Source organism: Mucilaginibacter sp. CAU 1740, assembly GCF_039839285.1.
Taxonomy (GTDB): domain Bacteria; phylum Bacteroidota; class Bacteroidia; order Sphingobacteriales; family Sphingobacteriaceae; genus Mucilaginibacter.
Map to the genome: position 1 here is coordinate 138,456 of NZ_JBDOQS010000009.1, position 13,964 is coordinate 152,419.

A 13,964-nucleotide genomic window follows, 5' to 3' on the forward strand; every position below is an offset into this window, starting at 1 on the left:
AAGCTGTGTAGGGTTTGTATTTTCAAAAACTTTACCACACATGGAAAACTACAAACCAACAACAGATGACGGCAAAACCGCCGGCATCATCAGCTATTTTACACTTATTGGCTGGCTTATCGCTTACTTCGCTTTGTACAATAACAACAAAACCGCGTTGGCATCATACCAGCTAAGGCAAACATTACTGTTCCATCTTGCCTCTATTGTGGTTTCGTGGGTTGCGGGGATCATTATTGGTATGGCATTCATGACCTCGGGTGTATTCGTTGGCGTATCTATCTTATGGGTTATCCGGGTAGGATTTTTGATCATCTGGATCATCGGCCTCATCGGCGCTATCAATGGCGAAAGAAAACCGATGCCGCTTATTGGCGAACCTGCACAAAATATGTTTTCAGGAATCTAATTTTAATCATCTGCGCTTACAATCCTCTATTTGTAAGCGCAGATAATTTACTCCTTCTCCAATTTCTTTTTCGCATTAGTTAATCCCTCCATTTCCTCTTTGGGTAGCACAGGGTATTCTGGCTTTATTTTTTTGAGGGTATCTAATACAATGGTTGATATCCCGATCCGGGTAAACCATTTTTTATCAGCCGGAATAATATACCAGGGGTTTTCATCGGTTGATGTTTCAGCTATCGCAGTTTCGTATGCCTTCATATAATCTCCCCAACGTTGCCGCTCGAGGATATCACTTGTTTGAAACTTCCAGTTTTTATCCGGGTCATCAATTCGTTTCAAAAAGCGTTCCTTTTGTTCCTGCTTTGAAAGATTTAGGAAAAACTTAATGATAACCGTGCCGCTTTGTTGAAGATGCTGCTCAAAATTGCGGATGCTTTTATAACGTTGTTCCCAAAATTCAGGGCCTATATCTTTAACACTATTAATACCGGGGATCCGCTCCTTAAGCACAAACTCGGGGTGAACTTTTGCTATCAGCACGTTTTCGTAATGCGAGCGGTTATGGATGCCTATCCGTCCCCGCTCGGGCAACGCCTTGTAATGTCGCCATAAAAAATCATGGTCGTAATCTTCGGTACTCGGTTGTTTAAAGCTATACACCTGGCAGCCCTGCGGGTTCAGGCCCGTCATGGTGTGCGCTATGGCACTATCTTTCCCGGCGGCATCCATAGCCTGGAATATAATAAGCAACGAATGGCTGTTTGCGGCGTAAAGTTGCGATTGCAACTTAGTAGTTTCAATGATCAGATCGTTGAGCAGCAGCGCCGCATCATCCTTTTTATATCCGGCAGTAAAGGCGGGGTCATGATCCTTTAAAGAAAACTTTTTGCCGCTTTGGGCCTTTAATTTATTGGTTAAATTTTCCATGTGTAAATACTATAATATAAAACAGCCATTAAAGTTTTATCATGTTGTTATCAGCAGTAAATTTACCTGCAAACAATTTTGGGTATTATTATGTACTTTGCAAACTATAAATAGTTATTATGCCACGCTAACCTAAAATTTACCAGTGTATTTTACGTTGTTAATATTTGCTAAACGGACTATGATATAGTTCCATAATTTTTCATCTTTACCCAATGTTCAAACGCATACGCAACCGATTTCTACGATACTTTGTCATCTTTATATATTTCGTCATTATCTTTTTCTGTTCGATAGAGCTTAATTTCCTGGGGCTGTTCGGATACTCTCCTGATATGCAGGATATTAAAAGCCCTGTTTTATCTGTAGGATCGGAGGTTTACACTGCCGATGGTAAACTGATAGGCCAGTACTACAAAGAGAACCGCTCGCCAATCGAATTTAAAGAAATTTCGCCCAACCTCATAAACGCCCTTGTTTCTACCGAAGATGCCCGTTTTTACAGTCATGGCGGTGTAGATTTTTACTCATTTTTTACCAGTATTCTATCTACCGCTAAAGGCGATAAGCGTGGCGGGAGCACCATTACCCAACAGCTGGCCAAAAACCTTTTCGAAACCCGTAAAAAGAAATCACAGGGCGTTATTAAACATATTCCGGTTTTAAATACGATTGTTTATAAATGCAAAGAGTGGCTTACCGCTTTTAAAATTGAGCATGTTTATAATAAGCAGCAGATCTTAACGCTGTATTTCAATACGGTTCCGTTTGGCAATAATTCTTACGGTATTAAAACGGCATCGTTAAAATACTTCAATAAGCAACCGAGCGCTTTGAACCCTGCCGAATCTGCCTTGCTGATTGGTATGTTAAAAGCTACCTCAAGCTATAACCCTATCCGTAACCCTCAACGCGCTACCGAAAGGCGTAATGTTGTTTTGGGGCAGATGGCAAAATATAAGTTCATTGATAACGCACAATACAAGGAAAGCGTAGCCCAGCCGCTCAATCTTGATCTGAGTTATGTGGAAGACGATTCGCATGGCGACTCGTACCTGCGCCGCGCAGTTGAGAAATGGCTGGATAAATGGTGCAAGGAAAACGATTATAACCTTTACGAAGACGGCCTGAAGATCTATACCACTATCGATTCCAAAATGCAGCAATATGCCGAAGAGGCCGTTGCTGAAAAGATGAAAATGCTACAAAAGCGCTTTTACAACCTATGGGGCAATAAAACGCCATGGCGCGATTCGAAAGGTGTTGAGATCAAAGATTTCATCCTTAAAAACGAGCAACGCTTAGGCATTTATAAGCTGCTGGATAAAAAATATAAAGGAGATACCGTACAGATCCAAAACTACTTTAAAACCAAGAAAAAGATGCGCGTATTCACCTGGCATGGCGAACGCGACACTACTTTCTCAACTATCGATTCGATAAAATACTACGCCAAGATCCTTAACACCGGCATGATGACCCTTGAGCCATCTACCGGGAAAATAAAAGTGTGGATAGGCGGTATCGATCACCGTTTTTTTAACTACGATCACGTAAACCAGGCCCGCAGGCAGGCAGGTTCAACATTCAAACCTTTCGCCTACTTAACCGCATTGGATAACGGCTACACCCCTTGCGATAAATTTACCGACAAACCGGTATCCATCAAATACAAAGACAACGGCGAAGACAAAGTTTGGGAACCAAACAATGCCGATTTCCATTTTTCGTACCGCGAAATGTCATTACGTTGGGCTATGGGTAAATCTGTAAACTCTATCACCGCGCAATTGACCGAAAAAGTCGGCTGGGATAAAATTGTTGAATATGCGCACCGTTGCGGTATTGAAAGTCCGCTTAAGGCTGTGCCATCGGTATCATTAGGATCTAACGATGTTTCGGTGTACGAAATGGTTCGGGCTTACAGTACCTTCCTTAACAAAGGCGAAAAAATTGATCCGCTGTTGGTTACCAAGATCACCGACCAACAGGGTAACGTGATACAGGAATTTAAACTAAAAACCGAAAAAGTACTGAGCGAAGAAACAGCCTGGCTGATGCTGTACATGTTCCGTGGTGGTATGGAAGAACCGGGTGGTACTTCGCAGGCACTTTGGGAATACAATGGCCTTTGGAAAAAAGACAACCAGATTGGCGGTAAAACCGGTACATCGTCTGACTATGTGGACGGCTGGTACATGGGTATCACTAAAGACCTTGTAACCGGCGTTTGGGTTGGTGCCGACGACCGTTCGGTACACTTTACCAACTCCGAAACCGGCGAAGGTTCGCACACTGCCCTGCCTATTTTCGGCAGCTTTATGGAAAAGGTTTATGCTGATAAATCACTGGGGTATACCTATGGTCCGTTCCCGAAACCGTGGAGCAAGATCACCAAAACTTACAACTGCCCATCGCCGCATATTGAAGAAGATACCACATCAACAGATAGCCTAAGCAACCCTATTGATACAACCGGCGTAACACCTGTACAGGAACCAGCGCCAGAGAATCCGGAAAGCGCACCGCCTGCACAAAACAGGTAGCTTTAGGGACGTTTCCGGTTAGTGAAGATAAAATGAATAAGGTTGTTTTTTAATTAAGAACAGCCTTATTTTGTTAAATTAGCATATCTATTTACTTGAATAATATATGAATAAAGCTTACTCACTTTTCAATAGAGTTAAAAAGTACACCATTATATTTATTGCTATTGTTGGCACTTTACTGTTAAGTACCAATGCCAAGGCGCAGTATTTTGGCCAGAATAAAGTGAGGTACAAAAACCTTAAGTTCAACGTTTACAAAACCCCGCACTTCGAAATTTATTACTATCTGAAAAACGATAGCATGGTAAAACGCTTCGCCCAGGAAAGCGAACTGTGGTACACCCTGCACCAACAGGTTTTCAGGGATACGTTTAAACATGCCAATCCGATAATCCTATACGCCAACCACCCCGATTTTCAGCAAACCACCGCTATTGATGGTGAGATTAGCGTGGGCACCGGCGGTGTTACCGAAGGCCTGAAAAATCGTGTAGTAATGCCGGTAATGGAAACCAACCAAACCACCCGCCACGTTATTGGCCACGAGTTGGTTCACGCTTTTCAATACCGCTTATTGTTAGGCCACGATTCATCCGAGTATGAAAATATTAACAATATCCCCCTTTGGATGATCGAAGGTATGGCCGAATACCTTTCGCTTGGTAAAAAAGATACTTACACGGCCATGTGGATGCGCGACGCGTATCTGAACCATGATATCCCGTCGGTACGCGACCTCACCGAAAGCAGCAAATATTTCCCATACCGCTATGGCGAGGCATTTTGGTCGTTCATTGGCTCTACTTATGGAGATACAGTTATTGTTCCGTTTTTCAAAAACGCGGCCCGCTATGGCATGGAGTACGGCATCAGGCGCACGTTTGGTTATGACGACCGTACACTTTCCCGCCTTTGGAAAAACTCGATAGAAGCTACTTACAAGCCGTATTTAAAAGATACTACACAAACGCCAAAAGGCATTAAACTGATTGATAGTAAAAACGGCGGCGATCTGGTAGTTGCCCCTTCTGTTAGCCCGGATGGTAAATATGTGGCCTTTCTTTCGGCCAAAAGCTTGTTCAGTATTGATCTTTACCTGGCCGATGCCAAAACAGGACGAATATTGCGAAAGCTTACCAGCAAAGTATCCAACACGCATATTGACGAATTTAACTTTATCGAATCGGCAGGTGCTTGGTCGCCGGACGGACAAAAATTCGCTTTTAGCGTGTTCAGCAAAGGCCGTAACCGCCTGGATGTTGTTGATTTAAAAAGCGGGAATGTAATTGATGATATTTCGATGGAGCAGGTGGAACAGTTTAGCAACCTGTCATGGTCGCCTAATGGTAAGGATATCGCCTTTCAGGGATTGGTTGAAGGTCAAGGCGATTTGTACTCATACAACTTCGACACTAAAAAAATCACTCAGCTTACCAACGACAAATATTCCGATTACCAACCAAGCTACTCGCCCGATGGTAAAAAGATCATTTTTTCGAGCGACAGGACAACTTATGATCAAAGCCTGGAGCAGGATATCCCCTTCAACCTGGCCGAACTTGACCTTGCAACCGGAAAAGTTACCGACCTTAAAATATTCAATACTGCTAATAACCTTAACCCGCAATACTCGGCAGATGGTAAGCAGATCTACTTTTTATCCAACCGCGATGGTTTCCGCAACCTTTACAGGTACACCATCAATGGCGGAAAAATTGAGCAGATGACCAACCTGTTCACCGGCATCTCGGGTATTACCGAATATTCACCGGCGCTGAGTATCTCTAATCACGATGATGTGGTTTACTCCTACTACCGCGCTCAAAAATATTCGATATACAATGCCAAAGCAACCGATTTTACCCCGGTTTTAGTGCAGCCCGGCGATGTAAATTTCGCGGCGGGAACTTTGCCACCAAATCGCTCGGTAGGTGTTGACCTGATCAACTCCAACCTGAACAACTTTTTGGCTTACCGAAAAATCCCTGCCGACTCGGTAAAGTCGATCCCTTACCGTTCGAAATTCAAGCTGGATTATTTGGCCGGTAGCGGTATTGGCGTAGGTGTAAGTAACTTTTACGGCACCAGCCTTTCAAGCGGGATCCAGGGTGTATTCAGCGACATCTTGGGCCGTAACCAGATCTTTGCCGCAGCTTCGGTAAACGGGCAAATTTATGATTCGGGAGCAGCCGTTACCTACGTTAATCAAACCGGCAGGTGGAACCTGGGTGTTGGTATTTCACATATCCCCTATCAGTTTGGTTTCAATACAGCAACCTACCCTGTTAGGAATGTAGGCGGTAAAAACCAAACTGTATATTCAGATAATATCGACATTATCCGCAACTTTGAGGATGCAGGCAGGGTATTTACCTCCTACCCTATATCGCGCACTACACGCTTTGAAGTGAGTGGTGCCGCGTCACATAACTATTACCGGGTTGATCGATATGCAGATTATTACCAATTGGATACAACGCAGGTTAACGGACAACCACAAAAAAGTATCGGCAGTTATATCGCATCCGACAGAAAAAAAATACCGAATAATGAAGAAAGCGAGGTACTAAGACAAAACTATGGTACATCATATTTCTACAACATTAAGTCGTACTCAATTTTAACCCTTTCTACCGCGTTAATTGGCGACAATTCATTTTTCGGTGTTACCGCGCCGCTTAATGGTTTCAGATATAGGTTGGAGGCTGGCTACAACTTTGGTACCTATAAATTTTTCTCGCCGACTATCGATATCCGCAAATATGTAAGGACAGCTCCGGTTACGTTCGCCGCGAGATTTTTTGCGACTGGCAGGTTTGGCGATGATAAAGGACTTTACCCGCTTTTTGTGGGCTATCCATTTTATATCCGTGGTTACGAAGGACAAACGTTTTATAACCGCAACCAGGCTACTGCAACTAATGGTTTCACTATCGATCAGTTATCAGGAAGCCGTTTAGCTGTATTCAATTTCGAAACACGTTTACCATTTACCGGTCCGGAGAAACTGGCAGCCATTAAATCAAAATTCCTGTTTACAGATTTGAACTTGTTTTTTGATGCAGGCTTAGCCTGGAACTCGGGCGATCATATTTATTTCCAGAAAAACCCGCCTGTGATTGGCCAGCAACAGGTTGTTGATAGTGAAGGTAATGTTACTACCCAAAATGTTTACGGCCGTGTACCGGCGCTGAGCGCGGGTATATCATTAAGGATAAATGTTTTTGGCGCTTTTATTCTGGAGCCTTATTTAGCCGTTCCGTTTAACCGTACCGATGTTAAGAAACCATTGTTTGGTTTAGGCTTTACACCAGGCTGGTAATAATAGAAAACATACAAGCAACAAGGGCCGGAAATTTAATTCTCCGGCCCTTGTTGCTTGCAGACTATTTTATATTTCTTCGGATCCTGCTTAAGGATGATTGTGTGATACCGAGATAAGAAGCTAAATACGATAGCGGGATACGATTTACCATGTTGGGGAAATTTGATAAAAATCTGAGGTAACGCTCTTTCCCATCGTCGGCCATCATACCACTTATCCTGTTAACTTTATCAGCAAGGCCCTTGGCCGTCACTTTGCTGATAATGGCGTCCCAGCCGATGATGGTCATGGATAATTCATCCAGATCGCGTTTTGATAAAACTGTGTATGTGCAATCGGTAACCGCCTGTACATATTCGGTAGATGGGATGCCCTGGTTAAAGCTATGGATATCGGCTACAAAATTCCCTTCATCTAAAAAGTACTTGGTTATTTCGTTGCCGCTGTTATCATAGTAGCATACCCGCATAATACCCTCGGTTAAAAATATAACTTCGCGGGGTATCGTTCCGGCCTCATGGTAATACTCATCTTTTTTTATCGATTTTACATGGGCTTTGCTCTTTATCAGATCTATCTGCTGCGGGTTCAATTGCCCAAACCTCAATAAATAATTGATCAATTGCTCCATGCTATTACTTTAATTGCATCATAATAAACTTATCAAACGCCTTATCCGATAACATTTTTCTGAAAAACAACATCGGTTTTGCCATAGCGCCGCCAACGTATCGTGTTTTCGGACTATTGGCCTCGATGCTTTTCTTGATCAATTTAGCTATTACAACCGGCTCGGCAGCGTTCTTTTCCATAGTGCCATACATTTTGGTTAGCGCCCCAGCCAACTTCCCGTAAACAGTATTACCCGAGACCCGCATCAGGTCGTCACCACCGATGCCCATCATTTCGGATTTTGTACCGCCCGGTTCTACCACTATAACATCTATCCCGAATTGCCTTACCTCATTACGCAAGCTATCGCTTAAACCTTCAAGCGCGAATTTACTGGCATGGTACCAGCTTCCCATCGGCAAGCCGACTTTGCCACCTACCGATGATATATTCACGATTTTACCGTATTTATTGCTACGCATACCGGGTAAAACCATTTGTATCAGCCTGGCCACACCAAACAGGTTAATTTCCATTTGATTTTTGGCTTCGGCCATCGGCACATCTTCCAACGCGCCATATGAGCCAAGCCCGGCCGAATTAATGAGCACATGTATTTTGCCTTGCTCTTTTAAAATGGTATTTACGCAATTAACTATACTATCGTCGCTGGTAACATCAAGTGTTATTGGTTGTATGCCGTATCCGGTTAACTCCTGCAATTTATCAGCGCGACGGGCAGTACCATAAACCTGGTAGCCGTTCTGCGCCAGGCAAATAGCGGTTGCTTTACCTATACCCGATGATGCCCCTGTAACTAAAACTATTTTTGCCATGTGTTTGATTTTTAACGTTGATGATCAACACAAAGCTGAGTTTAATTACCAGGATAACATTTGCCATTTGGCAAAAAGCGCAACCAGACTGCGAAAATATATGTGTGTTACGCAAGATCGTTTATGATCACCTCCCGGTGTTTCATCCCCCACTCGGCCAGGTTATTTATGATAGTTTGCAAAGTGAGACCGTATTCGGTTAAATTATATTGAACCGTTACAGGCTGAGTATCCAAAACCGTTCGCTTTATCAGTTTATTTACTTCAAGCTCCTTTAGTTCCTTGCTCAGCATTTTGTTAGAGATTCCGCTTACATCGCTTAAAATATCCGAAAAGCGTCGCTTATTGTAATAGCAAATAGACGAAAGGATCGAGATCTTCCATTTTCCGTTCAGTACATCCATCGCATCATGTACCGCCATGATCTCTCTTTTGTGCCCTATCAGGCATGTATAGTCAGCCATAAGTTACCTTGTTACTCAAAAGTTACTGTTACTTTTGGTTACAAAGTAACTAAAATAAATTTATGTGTTATAAGTTTGCATCATACAAAAGAAAAACAAACATGAATTTTAAAGGTAAAAACGTAGTTATAACAGGTGGCACCACAGGGATTGGATTAGCAACCGCGAAAGCATTTATTAACGATGGTGCAACCGTTTGGATCACCGGCCGAAATGAGGCTAACTTACAAAAGGCAAGTGCCGAGATCAATAGCCCCAATCTGAAAACTGTAGTATCAGATACTTCAAAACTGGCAGACATTGAAATATTGGGAAAAGCATTTTCAGAAAGTGGCAGCAAACTGGATGTTCTTTTCCTTAACGCCGGCATAGCGGTATTTACTCCGATTGAACACGCCACCGAAGCCGATTTCGACGCGCAGTTCAATACCAATGTGAAAGGGCATTTCTTCACCTTGCAAAAGTTGATCCCGCATTTAGCGGATGGATCTTCGGTTGTATTTACTTCATCAACCGTGGCTACAGCATCAAATGTTGGCACCAGTGTTTATTCTGCAACCAAAGGGGCATTGAATAAAATAGCTCAGATTGCTGCAAATGAACTCGCCGAAAGAAAGATCCGCGTAAACATCATCAGCCCGGGACCAGTTCAAACACCAGGCTTGGAATATGCCGTGCCTGCTGAAGCAAAACCGCATTTAGCTGCTGCTACCGCATTGCAAAGATTAGGCGATCCGGATGAAATTGCTAAAGCAGTATTGTTCCTGGCTTCGGACGCGGCAAGTTTTATTACCGGAACTGAATTAGTAGCCGATGGTGGTTACCTCAATTATGGATTGAAATAAACTTATCCATCGCCATTATTGGCTTATTGTAAAAACAGCCGGAGGATATCATCTTCCGGCTGTTTTACTTTAAGGATAACAATTGCTTATTAAGCGGGCAATAACAGATGAGCGGTATCCATCCATTTTTTGATCAGCGCTACCCTATCTTTCAAAAACTTCGGCCCCCAAAACAGGTTAGACCAATCATCAAAGTTCTCGTACTGAAAGCCCAGATAAAAGATCCAGAATCCGAAACCCAGGTATGGGATGGCGCTAATTTCTTCTTCAGATAAAGGCCTAACTTTACGGTATGCGGCAACAAAAGTTTGAAAAGCAGTGCGCGCCTCCTCTTTTGTGTTCTTACCTTGTATAAATTCCAAAAAGAAATGAAGGAAAAACGATGTTATATCATAAGCCAACAACCCTTTGCCCGCAAAGTCAAAATCAAAAAAAGTGATATCATCAGTATCGCTAAAGTGAAAATTTTTAGGCAGAAAATCGAAATGGCAATAGCCATAATTGAAACCGGATGAGAAGTTATCATACTGTTTGATCACTTCATTTGCGGTACGCATTAAATATTCATATTCTTCTCCAAGTTCAGCAAACGCGGGAGCGACAATCTCAAGTGGTAGGATAATCGCTGTATCAACCGAATAATCTTTTCGATGATAGCTAAGTTGAATTGATGAGGTTATATTATGAATAGCGGCCATTTCCCTTCCAACAATTTGGAGCTGCTCATCGCTCATCGCATAAACAGGCTTACCCTCCGCCCATGAAAACATCACGCCATAACGCGTTCCTTCGGCGGCGTTGAAATTTTGAAGTATTTCGCCCTGTTTGTCGGGGATTGGCTTTGATACTTTCGCACCGTTTTCAAATAAGATAGTTAGTAATTCTATCTCCCCCATGATCTCATCCAATTTGCGGTGCGCATCGCGGTATATTTTGAAGATGTACTTATCGGTGGCATTTTCTATAACATAGGTATCGCTCACGTTACGGATCAATAATCTACAGGTAGTACCCGTTAAGCCATAGCTCTCGGCAAGTTTGATATTGAGCGCGCTTGATGATAAGGTTGAGTATTGTGTGGGGAAAATCTCCATAGGTTAACAAAGGTAGAAGTTTTATCTGTTAAGATTGTGAAGCTTTTGTTTTGCCAATCGCATTAAAACGTAGTGTCATGCTGAGTAAATAAAAACTAAGGTTTGTGAAGGAGTATATGCCCCCCTTACCATCATGCCGTCCCCTGGTTAGCGGATCGGCATCCCACATGACAGATAGCTACTTTGCTTAGCACGGTTGCTTAGCGAGTGGTATTCTGATCCGCTAACCAGCGGACAGCACGACGTTAATTCTTATTATTTCACGGATAATGTCTTCTTAAACTGGGCCGAGTGGCTATACAGGGAGAAGAAGATGTTTCGCTACCGTTCAACATGACAAGGAGGAAACCCCTTGTGAGATAAGAAGCCATCCTCAAATTTAAAAACCTATTTATATTTTGTATGTTTAAGCTATAACCTACACACTATGAAAAAGTTACTACTCCTTACGTTCGCAACTTTTTACAGTTTAATTTTGCTGGCGCAAGCCGATAGCAAAAGTAATGCACCAATCATCCCGGTTATGCTACCTACAAATGATATCGTAAAAAATATCTCTTTAACGCCTAATACACACATATTCTCATCATTCATCAAAAAAACCGACCTCACCCGTACCTATACCAGTCGCGGACCGATCACTATTTTTGTTCCTGTTGATGATGGGTACACCGATTTACCAACAGGCAAACTCGATTCGCTTTCCAAACCGGCACATGTATGGGACTTGACCGACCTTGTTACCTATCACGCGATAGTTGGCGAGTTCAAACTCAAAAACCTCAGGAAACAAATAAACAAACACAAAGGCACCGCCACGTTCACCACACTATCGGGCGGGTTACTTACTGCTAAAATTGATAGCAACAACAATATTATTTTAATTGATGGCAATGGCGGCGAAAGCTCGATTAGCCAGCCAGATATCACTCAAAACAATGGTATTATCCATGTAGTGAACAAAGTATTAATACCTAAAAAGAGAGTGATCTAAAAAGAACGTTGATCAGCATTGCCCAACAACAAGCAGTGGGACATTATATATACATGAGGTTTCAGTTATCTCTCAAACCAATCATCCCAAAAAAGTAGCAATAATTAATGATAACAGCTATGGGGTAATCCATAACACTATCATCAGAAATATATAACATCCCCAACACCTATCCGGCAATTAACCTCGCCAATCGGGATGGATTAATAAAGACACTATATAATAGATATACCGCTTTATTAAAAAGCCATTACCCTGCGGTTGGCATTTAGCGATGGGCGCAATTGCGGCCTTACACGTAAACCGCTTTCATATTTTAAACCGATGGTTAGGTCGATCCAATCTGGGTTTACCGAGCGGATGATTTTTTCTTTTTGCGGGCGGGTAAAAGTGCTCACTACTTTAAAACGTTCCATAGCCTGCTCTTCGGTATTGATCTCTTCAAAATATACTAAGCGATTTAGCTGTTGTGCATTGTCAAAAAACAAGGTTGGCATATCGCTGTAAAACTGAATGGTCTTCATTAGGTCAGAACATAAGCCTACGTGCAGATTTTTGCGGTTTCTGTCGGTAATGATATAAACGAAACGTTTCATTTTATGATAAAAAATTTGGTGAACAAATAATTATTACTAACTTTATGAGCATAAAATTACTAATAAATTTAGCAAATCCAAATTTTATGTCAATAATTTCACAAAATATTAAATTTCTCCGCAAGAAAAAGGGGCTTACCCAGCAGCAATTCGCGGATGAATTAGGTATAAAACGTTCATTAGTAGGAGCATATGAAGAAGACCGTGCCGATCCGAAATACGAACTACTAAAAACATTAGCAACCTATTTTGACGTTACTATTGATGATTTTATCAACGAAACCATCAACGAAAAATGGCAGCCAAAACCAAAAGGTAACCCTGCCAACATCCGGATCCTGAGCATTTCGGTTGATAAAGAGGATAATGAAAATATTGAAATGGTGCCGGTAAAAGCCAGCGCGGGCTACCTTAATGGCTATGCCGACCCGGAATACGTTTCGCAGTTACCTAAGTTTTATCTGCCTATGTTTAAGCAAGGTACTTTCCGTGCTTTCGAGATCAAAGGCGATTCGATGCTGCCTTTACAATCGGGTACTATTATAATAGGTGAGTATGTAGAAAACTGGGGCGATGTAAAAAGCGGCGAAACCTATGTGGTGATCTCTAAAAATGATGGAGTGGTATATAAACGCATTGGTAACAAATTTAAAGAGAATAAAAAGCTGAAGTTGATTTCAGATAACCCGGTTTACGAGCCGTATGAAATATCGGGCGAGGATGTATTGGAGTTATGGAAGGCAAAAGGCTATATTTCAACCCATTTGCCAGAGCCATCGCCAGAGCCAACTATGGAAAGCCTTACCAGCATGATGGCCCAAATGCAACGCTCAATATCTAACCTGCAACAAGGCAACAATTAAGTTACATCGGCTTTTTTAAACCATTGCGCTATATCTTTATCTTAAGATTAAAACGTAAATTAAATTAAAAAGCGATGAAAAAATTATTGTTAATGTGCTGCTTCGTATTAGGAATTTCGGCAGCAAGCCACGCGCAAGGCGGGATGAGGAAAAGTCCTGAAGAAAGAGCTAAGGATTTGCAAACTCAACTTAAACTAACCGATGATCAAACTACCAAGATCACCGCCGTTTATAAAGAGCAAGCTACAAAAATGGACAGCGTGCGTACCGCAGCCAACGGCGACAGAGATGCAATGCGTTCGGCAATGCGCCCAATGATGGAGGCTACTACAACTAAGATAAAAGCTATTTTAACTCCAGAGCAGGCTGCAGCGTTTGATAAAGCCATGAAAGAACGCATGGACCGTATGCGCCAGGGCGGAGGCCAATAATATTAAACATGATAAAATAG

Annotated in this window: 13 protein-coding genes; 7 read left to right on the forward strand and 6 right to left on the reverse strand. The window is 42.3% G+C overall.

Going from position 1 to position 13,964, the window contains the following annotated elements; all coding sequences use genetic code 11:
- The first annotated feature begins 40 nt into the window (after nucleotides 1-40).
- Nucleotides 41-409, forward strand: coding sequence for a DUF4870 domain-containing protein (locus tag AAFN85_RS19655; RefSeq protein WP_347529311.1), 369 nt, complete (start codon nucleotides 41-43; stop codon nucleotides 407-409).
- 47 nt (nucleotides 410-456) lie between these two features.
- On the opposite strand, the gene AAFN85_RS19660 is transcribed toward AAFN85_RS19655, so the two are convergent.
- Nucleotides 457-1,335, reverse strand: coding sequence for a polyphosphate kinase 2 family protein (locus tag AAFN85_RS19660; protein WP_347529312.1), 879 nt, complete (start codon nucleotides 1,333-1,335; stop codon nucleotides 457-459).
- A 215-nt stretch (nucleotides 1,336-1,550) separates the two neighbouring features.
- Here AAFN85_RS19660 and AAFN85_RS19665 point away from each other — a divergent pair, with 215 nt between their 5' ends.
- Both AAFN85_RS19665 and AAFN85_RS19670 read left to right on the forward strand, forming a co-directional pair.
- Complete coding sequence (locus tag AAFN85_RS19665) at nucleotides 1,551-3,881, forward strand: transglycosylase domain-containing protein (protein WP_347529313.1); 2,331 nt, start codon at nucleotides 1,551-1,553, stop codon at nucleotides 3,879-3,881.
- A gap of 106 nt (nucleotides 3,882-3,987) precedes the next feature.
- Complete coding sequence (locus AAFN85_RS19670) at nucleotides 3,988-7,206, forward strand: DPP IV N-terminal domain-containing protein (RefSeq protein ID WP_347529314.1); 3,219 nt, start codon at nucleotides 3,988-3,990, stop codon at nucleotides 7,204-7,206.
- A 64-nt stretch (nucleotides 7,207-7,270) separates the two neighbouring features.
- Here the strand turns inward: AAFN85_RS19670 and AAFN85_RS19675 are convergent, their stop codons facing one another.
- From AAFN85_RS19675 to AAFN85_RS19685, 3 genes are all read right to left on the reverse strand, one after another.
- Entirely contained in the window at nucleotides 7,271-7,840 is a 570-nt protein-coding gene (locus AAFN85_RS19675) for a Crp/Fnr family transcriptional regulator (RefSeq protein ID WP_347529315.1), read from the reverse strand.
- 4 nt (nucleotides 7,841-7,844) lie between these two features.
- Entirely contained in the window at nucleotides 7,845-8,657 is an 813-nt protein-coding gene (locus AAFN85_RS19680; protein WP_347529316.1) for an oxidoreductase, read from the reverse strand.
- 107 nt (nucleotides 8,658-8,764) lie between these two features.
- Nucleotides 8,765-9,121, reverse strand: a complete 357-nt coding sequence (locus AAFN85_RS19685) for a helix-turn-helix domain-containing protein (protein ID WP_347529317.1) — start codon at nucleotides 9,119-9,121, stop codon at nucleotides 8,765-8,767.
- Between the two features lie 101 nt (nucleotides 9,122-9,222).
- Here AAFN85_RS19685 and AAFN85_RS19690 point away from each other — a divergent pair, with 101 nt between their 5' ends.
- Nucleotides 9,223-9,966 carry an SDR family oxidoreductase gene (locus AAFN85_RS19690; protein WP_347529318.1) on the forward strand — a complete coding sequence of 248 codons (744 nt, stop codon included), beginning with the start codon at nucleotides 9,223-9,225 and terminating at the stop codon, nucleotides 9,964-9,966.
- An 89-nt stretch (nucleotides 9,967-10,055) separates the two neighbouring features.
- On the opposite strand, the gene AAFN85_RS19695 is transcribed toward AAFN85_RS19690, so the two are convergent.
- Nucleotides 10,056-11,060 carry a phosphotransferase gene (locus tag AAFN85_RS19695; RefSeq protein ID WP_347529319.1) on the reverse strand — a complete coding sequence of 335 codons (1,005 nt, stop codon included), beginning with the start codon at nucleotides 11,058-11,060 and terminating at the stop codon, nucleotides 10,056-10,058.
- 427 nt (nucleotides 11,061-11,487) lie between these two features.
- Here AAFN85_RS19695 and AAFN85_RS19700 point away from each other — a divergent pair, with 427 nt between their 5' ends.
- Entirely contained in the window at nucleotides 11,488-12,054 is a 567-nt protein-coding gene (locus AAFN85_RS19700; RefSeq protein ID WP_347529320.1) for a fasciclin domain-containing protein, read from the forward strand.
- Nucleotides 12,055-12,293: 239 nt separating this feature from the next.
- Here AAFN85_RS19700 and AAFN85_RS19705 read toward each other — a convergent pair whose 3' ends face one another.
- Nucleotides 12,294-12,650 carry a GIY-YIG nuclease family protein gene (locus tag AAFN85_RS19705; protein ID WP_347529321.1) on the reverse strand — a complete coding sequence of 119 codons (357 nt, stop codon included), beginning with the start codon at nucleotides 12,648-12,650 and terminating at the stop codon, nucleotides 12,294-12,296.
- 86 nt (nucleotides 12,651-12,736) lie between these two features.
- On the opposite strand from AAFN85_RS19705, the gene AAFN85_RS19710 reads away from it, so the two are divergent.
- On the forward strand, nucleotides 12,737-13,513 hold the full coding sequence (locus AAFN85_RS19710; RefSeq protein ID WP_347529322.1) for a helix-turn-helix domain-containing protein: 777 nt from the start codon (nucleotides 12,737-12,739) through the stop codon (nucleotides 13,511-13,513).
- Between the two features lie 74 nt (nucleotides 13,514-13,587).
- Entirely contained in the window at nucleotides 13,588-13,944 is a 357-nt protein-coding gene (locus tag AAFN85_RS19715) for a hypothetical protein (RefSeq protein WP_347529323.1), read from the forward strand.
- Nucleotides 13,945-13,964: the final 20 nt, after the last annotated feature.

Coding starts and splice junctions, on each gene's coding strand:
- AAFN85_RS19655 (WP_347529311.1), top strand. CDS start 41: ATGGAAAACTACAAACCAACAACAGATGACGGCAAAACCGCCGGCATC.
- AAFN85_RS19660 (WP_347529312.1), bottom strand. CDS start 1,335: ATGGAAAATTTAACCAATAAATTAAAGGCCCAAAGCGGCAAAAAGTTT.
- AAFN85_RS19665 (WP_347529313.1), top strand. CDS start 1,551: ATGTTCAAACGCATACGCAACCGATTTCTACGATACTTTGTCATCTTT.
- AAFN85_RS19670 (WP_347529314.1), top strand. CDS start 3,988: ATGAATAAAGCTTACTCACTTTTCAATAGAGTTAAAAAGTACACCATT.
- AAFN85_RS19675 (WP_347529315.1), bottom strand. CDS start 7,840: ATGGAGCAATTGATCAATTATTTATTGAGGTTTGGGCAATTGAACCCG.
- AAFN85_RS19680 (WP_347529316.1), bottom strand. CDS start 8,657: ATGGCAAAAATAGTTTTAGTTACAGGGGCATCATCGGGTATAGGTAAA.
- AAFN85_RS19685 (WP_347529317.1), bottom strand. CDS start 9,121: ATGGCTGACTATACATGCCTGATAGGGCACAAAAGAGAGATCATGGCG.
- AAFN85_RS19690 (WP_347529318.1), top strand. CDS start 9,223: ATGAATTTTAAAGGTAAAAACGTAGTTATAACAGGTGGCACCACAGGG.
- AAFN85_RS19695 (WP_347529319.1), bottom strand. CDS start 11,060: ATGGAGATTTTCCCCACACAATACTCAACCTTATCATCAAGCGCGCTC.
- AAFN85_RS19700 (WP_347529320.1), top strand. CDS start 11,488: ATGAAAAAGTTACTACTCCTTACGTTCGCAACTTTTTACAGTTTAATT.
- AAFN85_RS19705 (WP_347529321.1), bottom strand. CDS start 12,650: ATGAAACGTTTCGTTTATATCATTACCGACAGAAACCGCAAAAATCTG.
- AAFN85_RS19710 (WP_347529322.1), top strand. CDS start 12,737: ATGTCAATAATTTCACAAAATATTAAATTTCTCCGCAAGAAAAAGGGG.
- AAFN85_RS19715 (WP_347529323.1), top strand. CDS start 13,588: ATGAAAAAATTATTGTTAATGTGCTGCTTCGTATTAGGAATTTCGGCA.